The sequence below is a fragment of the Streptomyces adustus genome (genome assembly GCF_009377175.1).
GTDB lineage: Bacteria > Actinomycetota > Actinomycetes > Streptomycetales > Streptomycetaceae > Streptomyces > Streptomyces adustus.
The window spans coordinates 1-23,860 of the sequence record NZ_VJZD01000146.1; the positions used below are offsets into that span (position 1 = coordinate 1).

Sequence of the window (23,860 nt, forward strand, 5' to 3'; positions counted from 1 at the left end):
GCCCGGAAACGATGCGAGAGAAGGCCCGCCGCCCGGCCGGCCCCCCGGCCCCGCGCTCACGGGAGGATCTGCCATGACCGCCAGTCTGGAGCAGTTGCGCCGCTGCCACTTCGCCGTCGACCTGGGCGCGGCGAGGACGCGGGTGTACGTGAAGGGGGAGGGGCTCGTCGTCGACCAGCCGTCCACCGCCGCCGTGAACACCCGTACCGGCGCGCTCATAGCGGTCGGTGAGTTCGCCGAGAAGATGACGGGCCGCACCCCGCACTACATCCGCGTCGTGCGCCCGGTGTCCGGCGGCACGGTCGTCGACATCGACATGGCGCAGCGCATGCTGCGTCATCTGCTCGGCGACAAGATCCGCCGCAGTCTGCGCCGCAAGCCCCGGCTGCGCGCCGCCGCCTGCACCCCGCACGACGCCGACCCGCTGGCGCAGCGCGCGACGATCGAGACGCTGGTCGGCCTCGGCGCGCGCCGCGTCGAGCTCGTCGACACGCTGATCGCCGCCGCCGTCGGCTGCGGGCTGCCCGTCGAGCGGCCGGAAGCCACCATGATCATGGTGTGCGGTGCCGCCGCCACCCAGATCGCGGTCCTCTCTCTCGGCTCGATCGTGACCGCCGAGCGGATCCCGGTCGGCGGCGAGGCCGTGGACCACGCGATCGTCCAGCATCTGCGGCACGCGCACGAGCTGATGCTGCCCAGCCAGTCCGTGCGGCCGCTCCAGCTCGCGCTGTCCGTGGACGGCCTCGACTCGCCCGGGCTCATGTCCACCGAGATCCACGGCCGGGACGTGGCCACCGGGCTCCCCCGCTCCGTACGGGTCGACACCGCCGCCGTCCGCGACGCGATCGAGACCCCGCTGACCGCCGTGCTCGACGGCATCGGCCGGGTGCTGCGGGACTGCCCGCCCGACCTGGTGGCCGACCTGGCCGAGCGCGGGATCATGATGGTCGGCGGCTCCGCACTGCTCCCCGGACTCGACCGGATGCTGCGGCAGGCCACCGGGATGCCGGTGAACATCGCCGAGCGGCCCGACGTGTGTGCCGTGCAGGGGCTCGGCGCCATGCTGGAGGGCCGGATCGAACCGCTGACCCTGAACCCGCTGGCCGCCTGACCCGAGGGGCGGCAGCGCCATGGCCGATGCGCGCGTACCGGACCTGCCGCCCCTGCTCGACGCCGTCCTCGGCGTCGGCACCGACCTCGAACTGCGCACCACGCTCCGGCACATCGCGGACGCGGCCGCCGAGCTGACCGGCGCCCGCCGCGCGGCCGTCGGCACCACCGGCCCGGGTCCGGAACACCTCGTGGAGGTCCACGGCGCGGACCGCCCCGGGCCACCGGAGCCGGACCGTCCCGGACAGCCGGATGCGGACCGCCCCGGACAGCCGGGCGCAGACCGCCCCGGACAACCGGACACCGACCGCCCCGGACAACCGGACGCAGACCACCCCGGACAACCGAGCACCGACCGCCCCGGACAACCGGACGCAGACCGCCCCGGACAACCGAGCACCGACCGGCCCGGACGGCAGGACACAGACCTGCCCGGACAGCCGGGCGGGCCCGGCGTCCTGGAGGTGCCCATCCGGGTCGGTGAGGAGGTGTCCGGACGGCTGTACGTGGCCGAGAAGCGCGCCGGCGGCCCGTTCACCGCCGAGGACGAGCTGTTGCTGCACGCCCTCGCCGTCCAGGCGGGCATCGCGATCGGCAACGCCCGCCTGTACGAGACGGCCCGTCGGCGCGAACGCTGGATCGAGGGCGCGGCGGCCGTGACGACCGCCCTGCTCGCCGGCGATCCGGCCGCCGACGCGCTGACGACGGTCGCCGACCGGGCCCGGGTCCTCGCCGACGCCGCCGCCGGTGTCGTCCTCCAGCCCACCGCACAGGGCGGTATGGAGGTCGTGACCGCCTCGACGCCCGACGACCCGGGCGCGTTCGTCGGGACCACGATCGAGCCGGGCCATCCCGTGCTCGCCCGGCTCCTGGGCGGGGAAGCGGTGTTCGTCGACGACCCGGCGGCCGACCCGCGGACGACGACACCCGTCGGGCACCGCTTCGGCCCGAGCATGATGCTGCCGCTCCAGGCCGGCGGCCGGCTGATCGGCACCCTCGCCCTGCCCCGGCGGCGCGGCGCGCACCCGTACACCCCCGAGGAGCGGCTGCTGGCGACGCAGTTCGCCTCCCAGGCGGCCCTCGCCCTGGTCCTCGCCGACGCCGGGCACCGCCGGGAACGGCTGGCGGTCTACGAGGACCGCGACCGGATCGCCCGCGACCTGCACGACCTCGTCGTCCAACGGCTGTTCGCCACCGGCCTGATGGTCCAGGCCGCCCGGCGCCGGAGCGACGCCGGGGACACCGGGGACGTCGGGGAGACCCTGGGCCGGGCCGTGGACGAGCTGGAGTCGACGATCGAGGAGGTACGCACCGCCATCCTCGCGCTCCAGCAGCCGCCCGCCGAGGCTCCCGCCACGGTCCGCGGCAGGGTGCTGCGGGAGGCTGCGGGCCTCGCCGCCGTGCTCGGCCGCCGGCCGTCCGTCCGCTTCACCGGAGCCGTCGACAGCCGGGTCCCGGACCGGGTCGCCGGACAGCTGCTGGCCGCCCTGCGCCGCGCCCTGGCCGCCACCGCACGCCGTACCGCCGTCTCCCGCGTCGAGATCACCGTCGACGTCACGGCGACGCTGCCGGACGGCCGGGAGGGCGTACGCCTGACGGTCCACGACGACGGCACACCACGTCGGGGCGGCGACCCCGACGGCCACGGCGGTGGCGGTGGCAGTGGCGGCGGTACGACGGTGACCTGGCAGTCGCCGCTGTGAGCGCCGCCCGTCGGCGGTCCCGGACGGCTGTCGGCGGTCGGCCGGCTGTCAGTAGGGCAGGATCCGGCCCGACGGCGTCCTGCGGTCGATCTGTTCGTCCCGCGGGGCGGCGGGCCGACGGCTGACACGGACACGAACCCGGGCCTGACGATTCATGACGCCTCCTCGTGCTGCGCATCCGGTACGGAACCCATGCCCCGTACCCGACTCCCCCACCCTCGCGACCTCGACGGTGAAGCACATCGTGCCCACACAGGCACCGCTCATGCACCGGGAACGGGAATCATCGGCGGCGGCCCGTGTCCGGAGCCGGGAGATCCCCCCGGGGCCCGCCCTGACTCCATGTCAGCATCACCGCAGGTAGGACTGCTCACCACAGAATGTCAGCGGTTGGACCCGCAGATTTAACGACGTACCCCTTGATGCACCCCTTTCTACGCGCGTAACCTCAGCCGACGCATGGCCCCAGACAGCCGTACCGCACCTCATGTGCCGCTAGTGCAGCGGACGTTGAAGGAGAGTCACCCTCGTGCCGATTCACAGACCCAGCGCAACGCGCGTAGCCGGCGCCGCATTCGTGGCCGCGACCGCCACCGCGGCCGTCGTCGTGGCACCGCTGCCCGCCGCCTACGCCACGCCGTCGACGACTGCGGTGATATCGGAGGCGTACGGCGGCGGCGGCAACTCCGGGGCCACGCTCACGAACGACTTCGTGGAGCTGGCCAACCGCTCGACGACCGCGTACCCGCTCGACGGATACAGCGTCCAGTACCTTCCGGCCTCCGCGTCGGCGAGCTCGCTCTGGCAGGTCACCCCCCTCACCGGCTCGCTCGCCCCCGGCGGCAGCTACCTGGTCGGCGAGGGCGCGGGCACCGGCGGCACCGCCGCGCTGCCGGCCCCCGACGCGACCGGCAGCATCGCCATGGCCGCGGGCAGCGGCACCGTGGCCCTGGTCAAGGGCACCACGGCGCTGACCTGCAAGACGGCCGCCGACTGCACCGCCAACCCCGATGTCGTCGACCTCCTCGGCTACGGCACCGCCGTCGTCCGCGAGGGCTCCGCCGCGCCGGCCGCGACCAACACCGCCTCCGTGTCCCGGTCCGCCTCGCTGGCCGACACCGACGACAACTCCGCGGACTTCACCGCCGGTACGCCCACCCCGACCAACAGCGCGGGCCAGACCGCGGGCGGCGACGGCGGCAGCGGCGGCTCCGGCGGCCCCACCGCGCCCGGCGCGTTCCGCATCCACGACATCCAGGGCACCACCCGGGTCTCGCCCCTCAAGGGCCAGAGCGTGGTGGGCGTGCCCGGCATCGTCACCGCCGTGCGCACCACCGGCAGCAAGGGCTACTGGATCCAGGACCCGACCCCGGACGCCGACCCGGCCACCAGCGAGGGCCTGTTCGTCTTCACCGGCTCCGCCGCCCCGACCGTCTCGGTCGGCGACTCGGTGCTGGTCAGCGGCAAGGTCACGGAGTACTACCCGGGCACCGGCACGCAGTCGGTCACCGAGCTCGGCAGCCCGGTCTCCACCACCCTGTCCAGCGGCAACGCCCTGCCGGACGCGGTCGTCCTCGACGACTCGACCATCCCGGACACGTACACGCCCACCGCGGGCGGCGGCAGCATCGAGGCCCTGCCCCTCCAGCCGGCCGTCTACTCGCAGGACTTCTACGAGTCGATCGAGGGCATGCGCGCCTCGGTCAGCGACGCCCGCGTGGTCGGCGCGACCAACACCTACGGCGAGATGTTCGTCACCGCCAAGCCCGACGAGCGCCCCACCCCGCGCGGCGGCACCGTCTACGGCGCCTACGACCAGCAGAACACCGGCCGGATCGAGATAGCCGCGGCCGACGGCTCCACCCCGACCCTCAACGTCGGCGACGAGCTGGCCGGCACCACCACCGGCCCGGTCGACTACGCCTCCTTCGGCGGCTACCTGCTCGCCCCCACCGCCGCCACCACCGGCACGGCCGTCGACAACGGCCTCAAGCCGGAGGTCACCCGCCGCCAGAAGGGCAATGAACTCGCCCTGGCCACCTACAACGTGGAGAACCTCGACCCGTCCGACAGCGACGACAAGTTCACCCGTCTCGCCAAGGGCGTCGTCACCAACCTCTCCTCGCCCGACATCGTCACCCTGGAGGAGATCCAGGACGACAACGGCGCCACCGACGACGGCACCGTCTCCGCCGAGGCGACGCTGACCAAGTTCACCGCGGCCATCCGGGCGGCCGGCGGCCCGAAGTACTCCTGGCGCTACGTCAACCCCGTCAACGACAAGGACGGCGGCGAGCCCGGCGGCAACATCCGCCAGGTGTTCCTCTTCAACCCCAAGCGGGTCTCCTTCGTGGACCGCGCCTCGGCCACCGACGTCTCCACCACCGCCGTCTCCGTGGTGAAGGACCGGTGGACGCACGAGGCCCACCTCTCCGCCTCGCCCGGCCGCATCAACCCCACCAGCACCGCGTGGAACAGCAGCCGCAAGCCGCTGGTGGGCGAGTTCCGGTTCCAGGGCCGGACGGTCTTCGTGATCGCCAACCACTTCAACTCCAAGGGCGGCGACGACCCGATGCACGGCCGTTTCCAGGAGCCCACCCGCTCCTCGGAGACGCAGCGCAAGCTCCAGGCGCAGGAGGAGAACGCGTTCGTCGACTCCCTCCTCGCCGCCGACCCCAGGGCGCGGATCGTGGCCCTCGGCGACCTCAACGACTACGAGTTCTCCGACGCGGTCAAGACCCTGACGGACAACGGGACGGTCCTCACGGACCTCATCAACACCCTGCCCGCCGCCCAGCGTTACAGCTACGTCTACGACGGCAACAGCCAGACCCTCGACCACATCCTGACCAGCCCCTCGGTCACGCACTACGACTACGACGTCGTCCACATCAACTCCGAGTTCGCCGACCAGGCGAGCGACCACGACCCCCAGGTGGTCCGGATCGACGTGAACAAGTGCGGCAGCAAGGCCTACGAGCCCAAGGCGGGCGACCACAAGTAGGCCCGACCGCCCCTTCCTCCCGAGCCCTCCGTCCGCGCCCCACCGCTGGACGGGGGGCTCGGGCGTGCGCGCACGGCCTCGCCCCGCCATACCGCACGAGGACGGCGGCGATCACGGATTCACCGGTACCCGTCCCCGCCCGTCGCGCCGATTCCTAGCTTGGACCCCCGAGGCGGCCGAGCGGGCCGCTCCCGCCGGAACAGGCCCGCGCGCTCGCACAGACGCTCTGATCAGGGGGGTGCCGTGAAGACCTCACGACACACGTACGACGCCGAAGTGGCGGAGCTGGCACGGGGGATGCTCGAACGGGCCGCCCCCGTGGCGCCGGAACAGGTCGCCGCCGAACGCCGGGCGTTCGCCATGATGTGCATGACGTACTTCGCCGATCCCCGGCGGGCGCCGGCACCCCGCCCGGCGGCGGGAAGCGCCGGAGCCCCGGGGCCCGGACTGCCCGGCACCCAGGAGCTGCTCACACCGGTCCTGGTGGCGGCGGCCGCCGCGGTGCTGACGCATCTGGCGGACAAGGCGGCCGCCGCCCCGGCCGGGGACGAGCCGCCCGGGGCGCGGATCGACGAGGAGCAGTGGCGGGAGGTACGGCGGATCGTGACCCGCACCCTGATGCGCCACGGCGGGATGCCGCGGGACCGGGCGGAACTGATGGCGGCCGCGGTGGTGGGCGACGGGCCGACCGGACCGGACCCGGGGTGACCGACGGCACCAGGGCGGCGGCGGCCGTCCCGGCCTCCGGCACCGTCGCGCACCGGCATCCGCCCACCAGGGTGCGACCCTTGAACGTCGCTGTTCAGAGGGTTGCCGACAGGCGCTCCTGCTCGCTGGAGGACCGCACTGAGTACCACCGTCGTCTACGAGGCCGTCTCGGTCCTGCTGCTGCTGGCCGTACTGGCGTTCGCCGTCGTACGCCCGCGCGGCTGGCCGGAGGCGGCGGCCGCCGTACCCGCGGCCGTACTGGTCATGCTGGTCGGGGCCGTGTCGCCGCACGCCGCCTGGGCGCAGACGCGCAGCCTGCTGCCGGTCGTCGGTTTCCTCGCCCTGATCCTCGTACTGGCGCAACTGTGCGCGGACGAAGGGCTGTTCGAGGCGGCCGGAGCGGCGGTGGCCCGCTGGTGCGGCAGCGGCGCGGGCCGGCTGCTGACCGGAGTGTTCGTGGTCGCCTCCGTGACCACGGCGGTCCTCAGCCTGGACGCGACGGTGGTCCTGCTCACCCCGGTCGTCTTCGCGACCGCGGCCCGCACCGGCGCCCGCGCGCGCCCCCATGTGTTCGCGACCGCCCATCTCGCGAACTCCGCGTCCCTGCTGCTGCCGGTGTCCAACCTGACCAACCTGCTGGCGTTCTCCGCGAGCGGACTGACCTTCACCCGGTTCGCGACGCTGATGGCGCTGCCCTGGCTGGCCGCGATCGTCGTGGAGTACGCCGTCTTCCGCGTCTTCTTCCGCACCGACCTGGCCGCGGGCACCACGCCCGGCGCCCCGCAGCCGAACCCCGAACTCCCGGTCTTCACCCTCGTGGTGCTCGCCCTGACGCTGGCCGGCTTCGTGCTGGCGTCCTTCGCAGGCCTCGACCCGGCGTGGGCGGCGCTCGGCGGCGTGCTCGTCCTGGGCGGTCGCGCGCTGCTGCGGCGCCGCACCACGCCCCGGGAACTGGTCGGCGCGGCCGCCCCGCTGTTCTGCCTGTTCGTGCTGGCCCTGGGCGTCGTGGTGCAGGCGGTCGTCGACAACGGCCTGGACACCGGGCTCGGGAGGCTGCTGCCCAGCGGGGACTCCCTGACCGAACTGCTCGTGGTGGCCGTGGTGGCCGCGCTCCTCGCCAACCTGATCAACAACCTGCCCGCCGTCCTGGCCCTGCTGCCCCTGGTGGCACCCCACGGTCCCGGACCGGTCCTCGCGGTCCTGATCGGCGTGAACCTCGGCCCCAACCTGACCTACGTCGGTTCCCTCGCCACCTTGTTGTGGCGGCGCATCCTGCACACCCACGGCACCCGGGCGGAGCTCGGCCCGTTCACCCGGCTCGGCCTGCTGACCGTACCGGCCACGCTTCTTGCCTCCACCCTGGCCCTGTGGGGGATGCTGCACACCATCGGCACCTGAAACCGCCCCTCCGCTCCCGGAGCCGCCCCATGAGCGTCATCGTCTGGATCACCGAGGGCACCTGGCCCGCCTGCGTCGCCGCCGCCCTCGCCCGCACGTCCCCCGACGAGGAGATCGTGCTGCTGTACGTGAACGACGACGCGCTCGCCGAGACCGCCCACGGCGCCTTCGCCGGCCTGCTGGGCCGCGGCCACCGGGAACGCGACCCGGGCACCCGACTCGAACACCTCGCCGCCGCCTCGGCCCACCGGCTGCTCCAGGACGCCGCCGACCGGCTCGGGCGCGACTGCGTCCGCATGGAGCGCGCCGGACGTGTCGAGCGCGAGGTCGTCCTCGCGGCCCAGGGCGCCGATCTGCTCGTCCTGGCCCGGGACGGCGACCGCGACCGACTCGGCCCGCACAGCCTCGGCCCCGCCACCCGCTTCGTCGTCGACCACGCCCCGTGCCCCGTGCTGCTGGTCTGGCCGGGCGAGGCCCCGCGGACGACACTGCCGCCCCCTCCCCCGCCCGGCCACCACCACTGACCCCGGCGGCGCCCGGAACGCGACTCGAGTTGACTCGACCGGCACGCGGGCCAAGGATCGGAACCGGACCGACTCTCGACACATGAGCGGGCGCTCCGGACCCGCCCTCGCAGGAGGAGGCAGGTCCATGCGAGGAAGAATCCAGGCAGTCGCATTCCTGGCAGTGACATCCGCAGCGGCGAGCGTCATCGCGGTGTCGGCCGCGTCCCCCTCAGCGGCTCACAGTGCGCGAAACCCTGCCGCGGAATCGGCGCTCCGCTGCTATGCCACGCGCAGTGATCCGGCGAATATCGTGTGTTATCGAATATCGGCGAAGGCCGAATTCCGGCACGGCGAAATGGTCTATGTCCCGTTTCTTGTCCAGGTGCCCAGGCCCTCGAATCCACCGGCCACGACAACCGTCGAAAGCCTGAACGACATCCACCCGACCTGACGGGTCATTCGGCGGGCCGGTCCCCCAGTACACCGTATTTGAGTGCCAGCCGGGTGAGATCGGCCCTGCGCCGGGAGCCGCTCTTTCTCCGCAGTCGCTCCAAGTGCGTGTGCACGGTGTTCTCGGTGATGTTCAGTTCGGCGGCGATCTCGCGATCCGTGGCGCCGCCCGCGACCAGTTGCAGGATCTGCCGCTCCCGGAGGGTGATGCGAGGGGGCGGCGCGGGCAGGCTGTGGCCCGCGAGACTGGCGCCGAAGTAGCTGCTGCCCGCGGCGACCGCACGGACGGCCGTCACCAGCTCCGTGTCGTCGGTGTGCCGGCTCAGATACCCGCGCGTGCCGGCCTGGATGCACAGGACGGCGTCGGACTGCGTCTCCGAGATCGACAGCACGATGACCGCGTAACCCTGCCGGTGCAGCCGGGCGACCTGCCCGGACGCCGCCTGATCGGACATCTGCAGGTTGATCAGTATGGCGATGTCCGCGACGTTCTCCTGGTGGGACAGGTCGTCGACGCTTTTCACGAAGGCCGTGATCTCGAGGTCCGGCTGGGTGTTGATCGCCTGCGCCAGACCGGACCGGAGCAGCGGCCAGTCGCAGACAACGGCCAAGGACGTCACCGACGGGCTCATCGCAAGCTCCAGCGTAGGCGGGGGCCACCGGCCGCATGACGCGGCGGGGCGGCCCGGCCGGCGACTCCCCGCCGTCCGTTCCCAGCGTCGGCCCTCGCGCGGGGCGCAGCACTCCCGGCGGCCCATACGGGCGGGTGTACGGACGGTTGTGCGGGCGGTTCCGCGGCGAGCGGGCCCGTGCCGCCGAGGCTTGCCACCCGGCGGCGCCGCACCACGTGTGGTCAATTCCGCGCTCGGCATGTGGTTAATTCCACCCACAGGGCCGGAACCGGTTCGCCTATTTATTACGTCGACCTCCTGCTTCACGTGTGGGCATTTCCGGTGACAGCCGAGGTGATCGAATATTCTCCGACCTGGGATTCCAGTTGACTCAGCCGACACGCGAGGCGAGCATCGGACTGGGTCACGTAGTCGGCCGTACGGAGCAGACGGAATATATTCAGACTCCCTGGAGGGGAAATTCCATGACAAAGGGAATTCTGGCAGCGGCGGTAACAGCGGTGATATCCGCGGGATCTGTCGTCTGCTCCATTCCAGCCACTCAGGCCGCCACCGGTCCGACGGCGATCCCGTCGGCGACATGCAAGGTGCAGGGCGGAACGGTGACCGGAACCGGCTTCACCCCCAATCAGATGTACGACGTCAAGAGCAACGGAAAGTCCGTCTTGAGGACCGCCGCGGGAGCGACCGGAAGCATCAGGGCCACGGTTTCCGGCAGCGGCCCGATCTCCCTGGGCACCGTCAGGTGCACGGGGACCGGATCGGGCGCGGCAACGAGCGGTGGCGCGGCAGTGGCCACCGCGAAGGGGACCGCCGCCGCACAGCAGGCGGTGCGCGGTGGCGCGTCCGCGGCGCAGGCCGCCGCGATCGGGCGGCAGGCGGCGCAGACAGCGGCGCAGCAGCTCGGCCTGCCGCCTTCCGTGGTCAACCAGGTGACGAACAACGTCACGAACAACGTGACGAACATCGTCAACAACACGATCAACGGCGGCACCGGCAACACCATCGGCGGGACTCAGATCGGCGGCCAGGGGAACACCCAGGGCGGGACCCAGGGCGGAACCGGAAACACCCAGGGCGGGACCCAGGGCGGAACCGGAAACACCCAGGGCGGCACGCAAGGTGGCGGCACGGGCAACACCCAGGGCGGGACCCAGGGTGGCGGCACGGGCAACACCCAAGGCGGCACGCAGGGTGGAGGCAACGGCAACACCCAGGGCGGCACCCAGGGTGGCGGCACGGGCAACACCCAAGGCGGCACCCAGGGTGGCGGGACCGGCAACACCCAGGGCGGCACCCAGGGTGGCGGCACGGGCAACACCCAAGGCGGCACCCAGGGTGGCGGGACCGGCAACACCCAAGGCGGGACCCAGGGTGGCGGGACCGGCAACACCCAGGGCGGCACCCAGGGTGGCACCGGCAACACCCAGGGCGGGACCCAAGGTGGAGGCACGGGCAACACCCAGGGCGGGACCCAAGGTGGAGGCACGGGCAACACCCAGGGCGGCACGCAAGGTGGAGGCACGGGCAACACCCAGGGCGGGACCCAGGGTGGAGGCACGGGCAACACCCAGGGCGGGACCCAGGGTGGCGGCACGGGCAACACCCAGGGCGGCACCCAGGGCGGCACCGGCAACACCCAAGGCGGCACCCAGGGCGGCACCGCGACACCGACCGGCAACACCATGACGACAACGCCTTGAGGTGCGCGAAGACCCACGAAATCCGCGGTTCATTCGCTGCGCCTCCCCAGGCGCCCGGCAGTCCGCGTCACACAGCACTGAACACCGAAGCAAGCATCTGCAATGCGAAAGAGAAAAGGAGCACGTCGTGCGGCTCAGTCGGAAGCAGCAGACAGCCACAGCAATCGTGTCGGTGGTGATCGCGGGAGGACTCGCCACGGTCGCGTCCCCTGCCACAGCGGCGCCTGCGCCAAACAGCGCTCAGACGCAGGTCGAGAAGACGGTCTGCAAGTGGAATCAGCAGCACACGAAGCGGGTCTGCAGGCTCGTTGTCGGCAACACCCAGGGCGGCACGCAGGGCGGAGGCAACGGCAACACCCAAGGTGGCACGCAGGGTGGAGGCCGGGGTAACACCCAGGGCGGCACGCAGGGTGGCGGCAACGGCAACACCCAGGGCGGGACCCAGGGTGGCGGCAACGGCAACACCCAGGGCGGGACCCAGGGTGGCGGCAACGGCAACACCCAGGGCGGGACCCAGGGTGGCGGCAACGGCAACACCCAGGGCGGGACCCAGGGTGGAGGCAACGGCAACACCCAAGGTGGCACCCAGGGTGGCGGCAACGGCAACACCCAGGGCGGGACCCAGGGTGGAGGCAACGGCAACACCCAGGGCGGCACGCAGGGTGGAGGCAACGGCAACACCCAGGGCGGCACGCAGGGTGGAGGCCGGGGTAACACCCAGGGCGGCACGCAGGGTGGAGGCAACGGCAACACCCAGGGCGGCACGCAGGGTGGAGGCAACGGCAACACCCAAGGTGGCACGCAGGGTGGAGGCCGGGGTAACACCCAGGGCGGCACGCAGGGTGGCGGCAACGGCAACACCCAGGGCGGCACCCAGGGTGGAGGCAACGGCAACACCCAAGGTGGCACACAGGGCGGAGGCAACGGCAACACCCAAGGTGGCACACAGGGCGGAGGCAACGGCAACACCCAAGGTGGCACACAGGGCGGAGGCAACGGCAACACCCAGGGCGGCACCCAGGGCGGAGGCAACGGCAACACCCAAGGTGGCACCCAGGGTGGAGGCCGGGGTAACACCCAGGGCGGCACGCAGGGTGGCGGCGGCGGCAACACCCAAGGCGGGACGCAAGGTGGCGGCGGCGGCAACACCCAAGGCGGCACGCAAGGTGGCGGCGGCGGCAACACCCAAGGCGGCACGCAAGGTGGCGGCGGCGGCAACACCCAAGGCGGCACCCAGGGTGGCGGCGGCGGCAACACCCAAGGCGGCACCCAGGGTGGCGGCGGCGGCAACACCCAAGGCGGCACCCAGGGCTGACCGTTCAGATCAGTTCAGCGCCTCGCGGGGTTTCGCCCCGCGAGGCGTCTCCGTGCACTCTCACCTGACGTCGACGAAGTCTCCGGCCGCCGTGGCCGGGCCGGTCGTGGCGGTACCGGCGAAGACGAAGCGGTAGTAACCGTCGACTCCGGCCTTGACAGTGGTCTTCAGGTTGCCGCTGCTGCCGCTGGTGACGGTCTTGAGGGTGGTGTAGCTGGTGCTGCCCTTCTTGCGGAACTGCAACGCGACCGGCCGGCCCGCGTAGCCGGTGTAGGTGCCGCTCTCCCAGTTGGCCCGGGTCAGCCTGCCGGTGACCGTGACGGTCCGGCCCTTCTTCACCGGCTCGGGCGTGGCGTTGACCGTCACCCTGGCGTACCGCTTGAGCGACGCCGTGCCCGCGACGTCGACGTCCGTCCAGTCGTCGCCCTTGTCCTGCGCCTCGGCGAGCACCTTCCAGGTGCCGGCGAGGGCGTTGTGGTGGAGGTCCCGGGCGTTCACGGCGAAGCTCACCTTGCAGGTGGACACCGTGGGGTCGGCGGACGAGACGGCGCAGGTGCCCGCCGGCGGGTAGACCGGCAGTCGGCCGTCGGCGTCGTCGGTGTTGGATCCGTGCCACAGGTAGGCCCAGGACGCGGCGACGCCGTCCGGGTCCGTGGCCGTCCAGGTGAGGGTGACGGTCGTGCGGGTGGTCAGGCCGAGCACGATGTCCTTGCCGCCGTTGACGACGACGTTCGAGAACGTCGTGCCGCCGGACGTGTCCCGGCCCGCCGCCTGGGCGGCTGCCGGGATCACCGATACGCACAGGACGGTCGCCAGGGACGCGACGGTCACAGCCGGGCGGATGCGCATGGAATCCCCCTTCGGGAGCCTTGGCCCCGCCGGCCTCGCACGGCGGAACCTGCCGGAGTTCACGCTGCCTAGACCCGCGAGGCCCGCCCGTGGTTGCCCGCTCCTGTTCACCGTTCCCCGACGGCCGCCAGGTCCACGTCCTTGGTCTCCCGGTACCGGAGGAACGACACCGTGCTGATCAGGCAGAGCGCCACCACGTACCAGGGGTACCAGCCGGCGTGCCCGTGCGCGGAGAGGTACTCGATCAGATAGGGCGCCGTGCCGCCGAACACGGCCACCGTCAGCGCGTACGGCAGCCCGACACCGCTCGACCGCAGCGCCGTCGGGAACAACTCCAGCGTCGCCGACGGCGCGGCCCCCGCGTAACAGCCGAACAGCAGGAGCGCCGCCGTCATCACCACGCCCAGCCGCACCGCCGAACCCGACAGCAGCCCGAAGAGCAGCGGAGCCAGACAGGCGGACCCGAGACCGAAGACCAGCAGCAGCGGACGGCGCCCGAAGCGGTCGGCGGCCGCCCCGAACAGCGGCAGCGCGGCCATGAACACCACCTGCGCGACGACGGCGGCCGTCAGCGCGGCGTTCGCCGGTACGCCGTACCGGAGCTGGGCGTACAGCGGCAGGTACGAGGCGAAGGTGTAGTAGACGACGGTCGCCCCCAGCGTGAAGCCGGCCACGCGGACGGCGGCACGCGGGTGAGTGCGCAGCACCTGCCGCACGGGGTTGCCCGGCCGCTCCCGCACCGCCTCGAAGACGGGGGTCTCCCGCATCCGGCCGCGCAGGTACCAGCCGTACAGGGCGAGCAGCGCGCCGAGCGCGAAGGGCACACGCCAGCCCCAGTCGGCCAGTTGAGCCGGGGTGAGCGTGTCGTGCAGCAGCAGCGCGAGCAGGGTGGCGGCGAGGGAGCCGAGGGTGGTGCTGATGTAGACGGCGCTGGAGTACAGTCCGCGGCGCCCGGGCGGCGCGATCTCGTTCACGTACGTGCTCATCGCCGCGCCCTCGCCGCCCGCGGACAGTCCCTGCAACGCCCTGGCCACCACCAGCAGCGCCGGGGCCAGCGCGCCGACCGTCCGGTAGGGCGGGGCGAGCGCGATCAGCAGACTGCCGGCCGCCATCATCAGCAGGGACAGCCGCAGCGCGGTGCTGCGGCCGTGGCGGTCGCAGTACGCGCCGATCAGCACGCCGCCGAGCGGCCGGAACAGAAAGCCGACGGCGAAGACCGACAGGGTCTGAAGGACGTTCGTGGCCGTGTCGCCCGCCGGGTGGAACTGCGGGCCGAGCAGCGCGGCGAACGTCACGAACGTGGCCCAGTCGAACCATTCCATGGCGTTGCCGACGGAGCCGGCCAGCAGCGGGCGCAGCCGCTCCCGCCCGGCGGAGACACGCGGCGCATCGGCGGCGAGGGTGTCGGTGTTCACGAGGTCGCCCTCCCGAGCGGGGGTCGTGCGGCGGATGGGATGCCGAGCCGTGCGCGGACGTCGTCGGCCTCGGCGACGCCGATCTCGGTGAAGGCCTCCAGGGCCTCGGTCCAGTACGCGCGCGCCCGCGCGTCGTCGCCGTCGGCCGCGGCGACGGCGCCCAGGACGTGTTTGGCCCTGGCGATGTTCAGGCGCTGCGCGGTCGGCTGGGACAGGGCGATCGCCCCGCGCGCGCACTCCTCGGCGCGGCGCGGGTCGTCCAGACCCAGGTGGAGCGGGGCCAGTTCCAGCAGGATCTTGCTGCGGGCGATGTGGTTGACGCTGCCCTCGGCGAGGAGCCGGGCCTCCTCGGCGTACCGGGCGGCGTTCCGGCCGCCCAGCAGGCCTTCGGTGACGGCCATACGGGCCAGCGCGTACGCCTCGCCGTCGACGTAGCCGATCTGCCGGGCGCCGTCGAGCGCCGCGGCCGCGTGACGGGCCGACTCGGCCGGTGAGCCGAGGCCCGCCCCGATGGCCGACAGCAGGCACAGCGTCTCCACCTCGTAGGTGCGGTCGCCGCACTCCTGGAAGGAGCTCAGGGCCCGCTGCGCCGAGTCGAGCGCGCTCTCGTACCGGCCGATGTCGAGGTCGACGAGGGCCAGCCCGTACAGCGAGATGCTTCTGTCGTACGAGGAGTCGATGGACTCGGACGCCTTCAGCGCCCGGGTGAAGCAGGACCGTGCCTCGGCCGGTTCCCCGGTGGCCTGGCGCACCAGGCCGAGGTTGCGCAGGCTGTACGAGCTGATGTGGTGCAGGCCGAGGTCGCTCGCGGTGGCCAGCGACGCCGTGAGGCACTCGGTGGCGCGCGCCATGTCACCGCGCGTCCAGTGGATGAACCCCAAAAGGCCCTGGGTGCTGGCCTCCAGGCGCGGGGACCGCAGGGTGTGCGCGGCGTCGAGGGCCCGCCGTGCCGCCCGGAGCGCCTGCTCGCCCCGGCCGAGGCTGAGGTGGGCGAGGCTCATGTTGTTGAGCGTGGCCGCGACCTCCTCGGCCATGCCGAGCCGGTCGTGCAGCGCGAGACTCTTCTCCTGGTGCGCGATGGCCCGCTCGTAGTCGCCCAGGGTGTTGTGGAGGTTGGCGAGGCTGCGGTGCATGGACGCGATGCCGCGCTCGTCGTGCAGGGTCTCGGCGGCGCTCAGGCCGACGCCGGTCGTCTCCCGCCACTCGGTGCGGTACTTGCCCGTCCAGAAGAAGCCGCGCAGCGCGTCGGCCAGATGCCAGGACAGGTGGTACGGGCCGTGCGTGCCGAAGTGGCGCACACAGACCATCAGGTTGCGCCGCTCGGCCAGCAGCCAGGCCATCGCGTGGCTCTCGTTCGGGAACTGCGGCACCTCGAAGGTCGCCCTGGGGCGCTCCGGCTGGGCGAGCCGCACGAACTCCGAGTAGAGGACGTCCGCCGCGGCGCAGGCGCCCGCCAGGTACCACTGGCCGAGCCGCTCCAGTGCCTCGGCCCGCTCCCGGGCGCCGTGCTCGGCGAGCGCGCGGTCCTGGGCGTACTCCCGCAGCAGGTCGTGGAACTGGTAACGGCCCGGGGCGGGTTGCTGCAGCAGACTGGCCGTCTCCAGACGGCTCAGGCCGGTGCGCGCCTGCGCCTCGCTGATGTCGGCGAGCACCGAGACGGCGGCCGGTGTGAAGTCGGAGCCGGGAAAGAGCCCGGCCAGCCGGAAGACCGCGCGGTCGTCCGGGGTCAGCGCGTCGTACGACAGGGCGATGGCCGTGGAGACGGCGGACGTCGTGTCACCGTCGACGGAGAGGGCGGCGAGGCGGTTGCCGCGCCGCAGGCTCTCCAGGTAGTCCTCGGTCTGCCCGCCGGGCGCGCCGATGAGGTTGGCGGCGGCGATCCTGAGCGCGAGCGGCAGATACGAGCACAGGGCGGCCACCTCGCGCACGACGTCCGGCTCGATGGCCACCGCGGCCTGCCGCATCATGCCGGTGACCAGGTCGGCGGACTCCTGCTCGCTGAGCGTGCCGACCCGGACCACCTGGGCGCCGTGCGTGACCGCGAGGGAGCGCAACTGCCGCCTGCTGGTGATCAGTACGGAGCACCCCGGGTCCCCGGGGATGAGCGGCAGCACCTGTTCGACGCCGGAGGCGTTGTCCAGCACCACCAGCACGCTCTTCCCGGTCAGCTTCGACCGGAAGAGGTTGGCCTGTTCGACCGGGTCGACCGGGATCTGCTGCGCGGGCACGCCCAGGCTGCGCAGGAACTGCGAGAGCACCTGGTCCGGCGGGAGCGGGGTGTGCGCCCCGCCCTGTTCGTAGCCGCGCAGGTTCACGTACAGCTGCCCGTCGGGGAAGGCGCCCCGCACCCGGCTGCCGAGCCACACCGCGAGCGCCGTCTTGCCCACGCCGGGCGGTCCGGACAGGACCACGACGGGGACCCCGGTACGGTCCGAGACCGGTGGAAGCATCGCCTCGATCCGGTCGACGACATCGTCCCGGCCCACGAATCCCAGTGCCAGGGGCGGGAGTTGGGCGGGCACCGTGACGGCTCCGAGACGCGGTCCGTGCGGCGCCGCGAGAGCGGGGTCCGATTCGAGGATGCCCGCGTGCAGCGTGCGCAGCCGTTCGCCGGGCTCGACGCCGAGCTGCTCGACGAGTTCACGGCGGGCCTGCTGATAGACGTCCAGCGCCTCCGCCTGCCGGCCCGAGCGGTACAGGGCCAGCATCAGCAGGCTCCAGAAGTTCTCCCGCAGCGGATTGTCCATCGCGGCGGTACGCAGCTCCTTCACGAGCTGCGCGTGCCGGCCGAGGTGGAGCTCGGTCTCGAAGTACGCCTCCAGGGCGCCGAGCCGTTCGTCCTCCAGCGCCGGCGACTCGTCACGGCGTAACGCGTCCGACGGGATGTCCGCGAGCGGCGCGCCCCGCCAGGCGCTCAGCGCCTCGGCCAGCAGCCGCGTCCGTTCCTCCGGCGTCTCCGTCCGCTGCGCCAGCCGGACCAGCCCGCGAAACCGCGTCAGGTCGAGTTCCTCTTCGGCCACGTCGATCCGGTAGCCGCCGGCGGCCGTCTCCACCAGGTCGTCGCCGAGCAGCATCCGCAGCCGTCGTACGTAGGTGTGCAGCGTCCCGCGCGGGTTGGACGGCTGGCGTTCGTCCCACAGCCATTCGGCGAGACGGTCGTTGTCGACCACCGAGCCCGCCCGCAGCAGCAGGGCGGCCAGCAACACCCGGAGTTTCCCGGAATCGACCACCACTTCTTTGCCGGCGACCCGGACGGCGAGCGTTCCCAGTATTCCGAAGCTGTTCCCGGCGCCGGGCGCGCCGGAGCTCGGCGATGGAACGAGTTCTGTTCGCACCATGCAGTTCTTGTCATCCCCCGTAGACGTGTGCACGGCCTCCCGGTGCCGCGCAGCGCGCCATTGCCGAAGCGCGGACAAGGGGACCCTCAGCCATGCGTTTGCCACCCTAGGTGACAGAGATGCCGGTCCGGGAGTTCCACCTTGTTCGATTCATCACACGGCGGAGCGGTGTTCTCACGTCCCGTACCCGCCGGTCCGAGAGCGGCGGAAGCGTTTTCGGTACGAAATGAGAATTCCCCGCGAGGTGCGTTGCCGTGCGAAAGCGACGGGCTCGTGACAAGCTCTTGACGAATTCAATACCCTTTCATCGGCCAGGAATTCACGGCCCGGAGGGGTACGGCGGCGCGATACCCGTGAACCGGGAAATCGCCGCCGTCAGCGGGTCCGAGAAGGGCGTCTCGTCAAGGCCGTAGGGCGGGCGCGGGGCGCGCAATGCCCGGAGGAAATCGGCGGCCGCGTCGGGACTCGCCGTCTCGGCGGCCGGGGGTGCGGCGGGTGCCGGAGGCTCGCCGGGCGAGGGGGCGGTGCCGCCCGCGCCGGGCCCGCGCGGGGCGGCTGCGGCGGGTCCGCACGGCACGCTTGTGCCCGGTGTCCGGCCCGGGTGCGTTCTCGGCCGCGCGCGCCGGACGGCGGTCCTGTCGTTCGGATGACGCATCACAGTCTCCTTCGTTCGCGGTTCGTGTCCGGCGGTCCTGTCCGGCGGTCCTGTCCGGGCGGGGTCCGCGCCGTCAGACGCGGCGCAGGTGGTCGACGACGAGCGAGCCGATGGCCGACGACCAGTGCGGCGGGAAGATGTGGCCCATCGCCGCGATCCGCCACAGGCGCGCCCGCGGGATCACCCGGTGCAGTTCCTCGCCGTGTTCGAGCGGCAGGACCGGATCGCGCTCGCCGTGCACGACCAGGGTCGGCACGTCGAGGGCGGCGATCCGGCCGGTCAGCGGTGGCGTGCGGTCCAGGGCCACCGCGTGCCGCCAGGCGGTGTCGGGCCCCTGGCCGCGGGCCAGCACGCGCCGGACCAGGTCCCCCCAGTAGACCTGGTCGAACGGCACGGTGTCCCCCACCAGCACCCGCCAGCCGTCGACCGCCGCGGCGAGGGACTCCTCGGGCCCCTGCGGCGGGGACGCGGTGAGCCGTGCGACCCGTTCCAGGACGGGCGGCCGCGGGCCGGGCAGTCCGGTCCGCGGCGGCAGCCGCACATCGCCGTTCGCGTCCGGGGAACTGGACAACAGCACCAGCGACCGGACGAGTTCGGGCCGATCGAGCGCGAGCAACTGGGCCACCATGCCGCCGGCGGACTGCCCTGCCACGTGCGCCGCGCCCAGACCGAGCCCGACGATCACGTCGGCGGCGTCCGCGGCCAGCGTCGACAGGTCGTACTCGCCGTCGGACTTCCCCGATCTGCCGGTGTCCCGGTGGTCGTAGCGCACCACGAAGAAGCCGTCCGCGGCGATCAGCCTGCACAGTTCGTCGGGCCACACGATGCCCGGCGCCGTGCCGCCCATCACCAGCAGCAGCGCGGGATCGCGGCGGCTGCCGAACGACTCCGTCCACAGCCGCAGACCGTCCTGCGTCGCGATCTGCCTCTCCATCGGCTCTGTTTTCCCCTTGGTAGGGTGCGGTGGACCGCTGATCATCCGTCCTGGGGGAACTGAATGACCCGCGCACGCACGGCACTTGTCCTGGTTGATCTGCAACGGTGGATCGTCGACATGCCGTGGCAGCCGATCGGCGGCGAGGCCGTGACCGGGGCCTGCGCGAGGCTCCGCGAGCACTTCGCGGACACCGGCTCCTCGACCGTCGTCCTCGTCCGTTACGTACGGGCCGACGGCGCCGACGGCGGGGTCGGCGCCGCCGCCAACCTGTTGGTCCCCGGTCTCGAACCGCGCGACGGCGAGCAGTTGGTGACCAAGCACGGCCTCGACGCCTTCGAGGGCACCGATCTGCACGACCGCCTGCGCGGTGAAGGCGTCAGCGACTTGGTGATCGCCGGTCTGTCCACCGCGCACGGCGTCGCGGCCACCGCCGCGACCGCGGTGCGCCTCGGCTACGGCGTCGTCGTCGTCGACGACGCCACGGCCAGCGTGGACGAGGCGCAGCACCGCGAGGCGCTCGACCGGCTCACCGCGCTCGGCGCGCGCACCGGCCGGGTCTCGGACTTCGTGCCCGCGCGGGCCGACGCCAACTGACCTCGCGGTGCCGCCGGTTCACTGGTGGCTGACCGCCGTCGGCCTGACCACGTACACGATGCGGTGGGCGACGTCCGGCGGCGGGCCGTCCAGCTTCATGCCGTACCGCTCCGCGAGCTGCGCGAAGAACTCACCGGAGGAGTCGTCGTCGATGCGTACCACCTCGCCCCGGATCTCCAGGTAGCGGTACGGCTGGTCCGGGTCGTTGACCGAGACCGCGACATGCGGGTCGGCCGTGATGTTCTTGTACTTGTAGCGGACCGTCGTGTTGGTGAAGCGGATGTACTCGCCGTCCCAGGAGAACCACATCGGGTTCACCTGGGGGCCGTCGCCCGCCGCCCGGATCGTGGCCAGATGGCCGAAGAGCGGCCGCTCCAGCAGATCCCGGTGGCTGTCCGGAATGAGACTCATGCCGTGTGTTCCCTCACTTTTCGTCGTTCGCCCCGCGGGGCGTTGAGCAGGGGGCGGAACAGGTCCGTCAGTCGTGCCCGCGTCGCGGGGGCGTCCTTGGCGATCCAGTCCACGTGGCCGTCCGGCCGGACCAGTACGAACGCGGTCCTTCCGCGCCGTGCCTCGGTGCGGACGTCGACCACCGCGCCGAGCCGGTCCTCGCACCACCGTGTCAGCTCCCGGGCCGGCTCGTCCCGCGGCCCGGTCAGGACGAGCGTGTGACGCAGGTCGTCGAGTTCCCGCCGCAGCGGCAGCGGAACCAGCGCGCCGGGCACGAAGCCGGCCGTCCTCTTCCCGGCCGCGGGCTCGGCCCGGTACTTCGTGCGCAGACCGGCGAGCCACGGGATGTACGCCAGGTCGAACAGGCGCAGGGCCGACGCGACCCGCAGCGCGTTGTCGCGCAGCACGACCTGGTGCGCCTTGCGCAGCAGCCACAGCCTCGTCTGGACGTCGGCCTGGCGCACCACCGTGCGCGCCACGTCGCCGCGTTCGCCCGCGTAGCTGTCGAGCAGCCGCTCGGCGCTGTGTCCGTGCCATACGAGGGCGAGCTTCCACGCCAGGTTGTGGGCGTCGTTGACCCCGGTGTTGAGGCCCTGCCCGCCCGCCGGGCTGTGGATGTGCGCGGCGTCCCCGATCAGGAAGACGCGGCCGACCCGGGTCGTCTCGGCGTGCCGCGCGTGCACGTCGAACACGCTGATCCAGTCGGGGTCGCGCAGCCGGATCCCGCCGGGCCCGCGCTCGTCGACCAGGCTCTGCACCATGGCGAGGTCGACGTCCTCCCGGGTCACCCCGGGCGGCGCCGAGGTGAACACGCGCCAGCGGCCGTCGGGCAGCCCGCAGGCCACCAGGATGCCCCGCGGCGAGCAGAAGTAGTGCGTCATGCGGTGGTCGAAGCGGGTGTCGACCATGACGTCCGCGACCACGAACCGCAGTTCGTACGTGGATCCCTCGAAGCCGACGCCGAGCCGGCCGCGGACGGTGCTGCTCGCCCCGTCCGCCCCGACGACGTACGCGAACTCCTCCTCGTGCTCGGTGCCGTCCTCGTGGCGGATCCGGGCCAGCACCCGGTCGCCGAGCTGCTCGAAGCCGAGCAGCTCGGTCCGCCACCGCACGGCACCGCCGACCGAGGCGAGGTTGGTCCGCAGGACCTCCTCGATGTCCGGCTGCGGGCAGATCAGCGGCCGGGTCGCCGCCTTGTAGCGGAGGTCGGCGATGACCTTGCCGTCGGAGTAGTACCGCATCTGCGACTGGGGCAGCGCGCGGGCGGCGAGCAGCTCCTGTCCGCCGACCCTGTGCATCAGCTCGACGGTCCGGGGCCACAGGCCCAGCGCCTTCGACAGGGTGCTGGGGCCGTCGGCCCGGTCCACGCAGCGCACCGGTACCCCGCGTCTGAGGAGTTCGGTCGCCGCGGTGAGCCCGGCGGGTCCCGCGCCCACGACGAGGACGGGGAGCGTGTCCGCGGGGGTGGTCATACCGCCGCCTCCTCGACGGCGGGTTCCGCGGCCGCGGCGGGCCGGGTGCGCTCGCGCAGCATCACGCTCACCAGCACGGCGCTCGCGGCGCAGATGACGGCGACGGTCCACAGCACCAGGTGCAGGCCGTCGGTGTAGCCGCGGGTGAGCAGGTCGAGGAAGCCGGAGCGGGCGGATCCGGCGACGGTGTGGGCCGCCCCGGCCAGGTCGCCGCCGATCACGCGGTCGGCCACGCCGTCCACGTCGACGCCGTCCGTGCCCCGGACGGCGGACAGGCCGTCGGAGATGTGCGAGCGGGTCGAGTTGAGCAGCACGGCGCTCATCACGGCGATGGCGAAGGCCTCACCGGCCAGGCGCATCGTGTTGAAGAGACCGGCGGCGGCACCCGCCTGGGTGGGCTCCACGGAGGTGATGGCCGCGCCGTCCACCAGACCGGCCGTCATGCCCATCGAGATGCCGAGCAGCAACAGCGGACCGGCCAGCGCGGCCACCGACACGTCCGGGCCGATCAGGGTGAGCCAGGCCGCGCCGGCCGCGGCGACCACGAGGCTCAGGGTGAGCACGAGCCGGGTGGACACGCCGTTCTTGACCAGCTGGCTGACGACGAGCGGCACCACCAGGACGGGCAGGGTGAGCAGCATCATCGTGGCGCCCGAGGCGTTCACGCTCATCCCCACGACCCCGGTGAAGTACGTGGGCAGCAGCACCAGCAGGCACACGAAGCTGAAGGACAGCGCGACGGGGATCAGCGAAACCGCCATGAAGCGGCCCTGCTTGAGGAGCGAGAGCTGGATCATGGGTCGGCTCTGCCGGAGTTCGGCGACGACGAACAGCGCCATCAGCACGGCGGCCGCGCCGAGCAGCAGCAGCGTGCCGGTGCTCGTCCAGCCCTGCTGCGGGCCCTGGACGATGGCGTACATCAGGCAGAACAGGGACAGCGTGAACGTGGTGATACCGGCCCAGTCGACCTTCGAAGCGGCGGGGTTCCTCGACTCCGGCATCATCGGCACCGCGATGAGCACGAGTACCGAGATCACCAGGTGCGAGAGGAACACCGAGCGCCAGCCGTAGGCGTCGACGAGCAGGCCCGCGGTCGACGGGCCGAGGGCCAGACCGGCACCGGCCGACGAGCCGAGGATCGCGAAGGCCCGCGCCTGGGCGGCGCCCTCGAACGTCGTGGCCAGGATCGCGGCACCCGAGGTCATCACCGCGGCGGCCCCGAGTCCGGCGAGCGCACGCGTCACGTCGAGCACCACGATGCTCGACGTGACCGCGCCGGCCAGCGTCGACAGCGCGAACAGGGTGGTACCGGCGGTGAACATCCGCCGTCGGCCCACGATGTCGGCGAGGGAGCCGCAGCCCAGCATGAAGCAGGCGAAGGCGAGGTTGTAGGCGTTGACCACCCATTGCAGCGAGGCGAGCCCCACGTGCAGATCGGAGTTGATCTCCGGGAGCGCGACGGAGGTACCGGTCAGCGAGGCGGGCAGAACCAGGACGGCGAGACAGACCGCGACAAGCGTCAGTGTCGGATTGCCGCGGCGGGCGTCCGGACTAGCCGTACTCATGAAACATCCTCTTTCAGGGGGTTGTCGGGGGCTTGCTCGGGTGGGGTGGTGGATGT

At 72.5% G+C, this 23,860-nt stretch carries 17 protein-coding genes; 9 read left to right on the forward strand and 8 right to left on the reverse strand.

Translation table 11 applies throughout. From position 1 onward, the window contains the following. Positions 1-73 precede the first annotated feature (73 nt). The 6 genes from FNH09_RS29175 (at position 74) to FNH09_RS29200 (ending at position 8,447) form a co-directional block, all read left to right on the forward strand. Positions 74-1,111, forward strand: coding sequence for a rod shape-determining protein (locus FNH09_RS29175; protein WP_152892905.1), 1,038 nt, complete (start codon positions 74-76; stop codon positions 1,109-1,111). Positions 1,112-1,130: 19 nt separating this feature from the next. After that, positions 1,131-2,813: a GAF domain-containing protein gene (locus FNH09_RS29180; RefSeq protein ID WP_152892906.1), complete on the forward strand. Its 1,683-nt coding sequence runs from the start codon at positions 1,131-1,133 to the stop codon at positions 2,811-2,813. A gap of 529 nt (positions 2,814-3,342) precedes the next feature. After that, complete coding sequence (locus tag FNH09_RS29185; RefSeq protein ID WP_162469267.1) at positions 3,343-5,817, forward strand: endonuclease/exonuclease/phosphatase family protein; 2,475 nt, start codon at positions 3,343-3,345, stop codon at positions 5,815-5,817. Between the two features lie 243 nt (positions 5,818-6,060). Then, positions 6,061-6,525 (forward strand): hypothetical protein, encoded by a 465-nt coding sequence (locus tag FNH09_RS29190; protein WP_152892907.1) that lies wholly within the window; start codon positions 6,061-6,063, stop codon positions 6,523-6,525. A gap of 138 nt (positions 6,526-6,663) precedes the next feature. After that, positions 6,664-7,923, forward strand: a complete 1,260-nt coding sequence (locus FNH09_RS29195; protein ID WP_152892921.1) for an SLC13 family permease — start codon at positions 6,664-6,666, stop codon at positions 7,921-7,923. A 29-nt stretch (positions 7,924-7,952) separates the two neighbouring features. Next, positions 7,953-8,447 (forward strand): universal stress protein, encoded by a 495-nt coding sequence (locus tag FNH09_RS29200; protein ID WP_152892908.1) that lies wholly within the window; start codon positions 7,953-7,955, stop codon positions 8,445-8,447. Between the two features lie 437 nt (positions 8,448-8,884). Here the strand turns inward: FNH09_RS29200 and FNH09_RS47200 are convergent, their stop codons facing one another. Further along, complete coding sequence (locus FNH09_RS47200; protein ID WP_338017712.1) at positions 8,885-9,499, reverse strand: LuxR C-terminal-related transcriptional regulator; 615 nt, start codon at positions 9,497-9,499, stop codon at positions 8,885-8,887. A gap of 614 nt (positions 9,500-10,113) precedes the next feature. Between FNH09_RS47200 and FNH09_RS29210 the strand changes: the two genes are divergently transcribed. Continuing rightward, complete coding sequence (locus FNH09_RS29210; protein WP_152892910.1) at positions 10,114-11,214, forward strand: hypothetical protein; 1,101 nt, start codon at positions 10,114-10,116, stop codon at positions 11,212-11,214. A gap of 127 nt (positions 11,215-11,341) precedes the next feature. Continuing rightward, positions 11,342-12,529: a hypothetical protein gene (locus tag FNH09_RS29215; RefSeq protein ID WP_152892911.1), complete on the forward strand. Its 1,188-nt coding sequence runs from the start codon at positions 11,342-11,344 to the stop codon at positions 12,527-12,529. 60 nt (positions 12,530-12,589) lie between these two features. On the opposite strand, the gene FNH09_RS29220 is transcribed toward FNH09_RS29215, so the two are convergent. The 4 genes from FNH09_RS29220 to FNH09_RS29240 all read right to left on the reverse strand — a co-directional run bounded on the left by FNH09_RS29220 (position 12,590) and on the right by FNH09_RS29240 (position 19,720). Next, the gene (locus FNH09_RS29220; RefSeq protein ID WP_152892912.1) at positions 12,590-13,378 is read right to left on the reverse strand and encodes a hypothetical protein; all 789 of its coding nucleotides are present in this window, start codon (positions 13,376-13,378) and stop codon (positions 12,590-12,592) included. A gap of 107 nt (positions 13,379-13,485) precedes the next feature. Next, positions 13,486-14,793, reverse strand: a complete 1,308-nt coding sequence (locus FNH09_RS29225; RefSeq protein ID WP_338017713.1) for an MFS transporter — start codon at positions 14,791-14,793, stop codon at positions 13,486-13,488. Then, positions 14,790-18,131 carry an AfsR/SARP family transcriptional regulator gene (locus tag FNH09_RS29230; RefSeq protein WP_152892913.1) on the reverse strand — a complete coding sequence of 1,114 codons (3,342 nt, stop codon included), beginning with the start codon at positions 18,129-18,131 and terminating at the stop codon, positions 14,790-14,792. The genes FNH09_RS29225 and FNH09_RS29230 overlap by 4 nt, the downstream gene beginning before the upstream one ends. Positions 18,132-18,859: 728 nt before the next feature. Then, positions 18,860-19,720, reverse strand: coding sequence for an alpha/beta fold hydrolase (locus FNH09_RS29240; RefSeq protein WP_162469269.1), 861 nt, complete (start codon positions 19,718-19,720; stop codon positions 18,860-18,862). Between the two features lie 63 nt (positions 19,721-19,783). Here FNH09_RS29240 and FNH09_RS29245 point away from each other — a divergent pair, with 63 nt between their 5' ends. Next, positions 19,784-20,317, forward strand: coding sequence for a cysteine hydrolase family protein (locus tag FNH09_RS29245; protein ID WP_152892916.1), 534 nt, complete (start codon positions 19,784-19,786; stop codon positions 20,315-20,317). An 18-nt stretch (positions 20,318-20,335) separates the two neighbouring features. Here the strand turns inward: FNH09_RS29245 and FNH09_RS29250 are convergent, their stop codons facing one another. Genes FNH09_RS29250 through FNH09_RS29260 form a run of 3 tightly spaced genes read right to left on the reverse strand, consistent with a single transcriptional unit; the run spans position 20,336 to position 23,804 of the window. After that, entirely contained in the window at positions 20,336-20,728 is a 393-nt protein-coding gene (locus tag FNH09_RS29250; RefSeq protein WP_152892917.1) for a PPOX class F420-dependent oxidoreductase, read from the reverse strand. Next, the gene (locus FNH09_RS29255; protein ID WP_152892918.1) at positions 20,725-22,239 is read right to left on the reverse strand and encodes an FAD-dependent monooxygenase; all 1,515 of its coding nucleotides are present in this window, start codon (positions 22,237-22,239) and stop codon (positions 20,725-20,727) included. The genes FNH09_RS29250 and FNH09_RS29255 overlap by 4 nt, the downstream gene beginning before the upstream one ends. After that, positions 22,236-23,804 carry an MFS transporter gene (locus FNH09_RS29260; protein ID WP_152892919.1) on the reverse strand — a complete coding sequence of 523 codons (1,569 nt, stop codon included), beginning with the start codon at positions 23,802-23,804 and terminating at the stop codon, positions 22,236-22,238. The genes FNH09_RS29255 and FNH09_RS29260 overlap by 4 nt, the downstream gene beginning before the upstream one ends. Positions 23,805-23,860: the final 56 nt, after the last annotated feature.

Coding starts and splice junctions, on each gene's coding strand:
- FNH09_RS29260 (WP_152892919.1), bottom strand. CDS start 23,804: ATGAGTACGGCTAGTCCGGACGCCCGCCGCGGCAATCCGACACTGACG.
- FNH09_RS29220 (WP_152892912.1), bottom strand. CDS start 13,378: ATGCGCATCCGCCCGGCTGTGACCGTCGCGTCCCTGGCGACCGTCCTG.
- FNH09_RS29240 (WP_162469269.1), bottom strand. CDS start 19,720: ATGGAGAGGCAGATCGCGACGCAGGACGGTCTGCGGCTGTGGACGGAG.
- FNH09_RS29180 (WP_152892906.1), top strand. CDS start 1,131: ATGGCCGATGCGCGCGTACCGGACCTGCCGCCCCTGCTCGACGCCGTC.
- FNH09_RS29230 (WP_152892913.1), bottom strand. CDS start 18,131: ATGGTGCGAACAGAACTCGTTCCATCGCCGAGCTCCGGCGCGCCCGGC.
- FNH09_RS29200 (WP_152892908.1), top strand. CDS start 7,953: ATGAGCGTCATCGTCTGGATCACCGAGGGCACCTGGCCCGCCTGCGTC.
- FNH09_RS29250 (WP_152892917.1), bottom strand. CDS start 20,728: ATGAGTCTCATTCCGGACAGCCACCGGGATCTGCTGGAGCGGCCGCTC.
- FNH09_RS29245 (WP_152892916.1), top strand. CDS start 19,784: ATGACCCGCGCACGCACGGCACTTGTCCTGGTTGATCTGCAACGGTGG.
- FNH09_RS29175 (WP_152892905.1), top strand. CDS start 74: ATGACCGCCAGTCTGGAGCAGTTGCGCCGCTGCCACTTCGCCGTCGAC.
- FNH09_RS29255 (WP_152892918.1), bottom strand. CDS start 22,239: ATGACCACCCCCGCGGACACGCTCCCCGTCCTCGTCGTGGGCGCGGGA.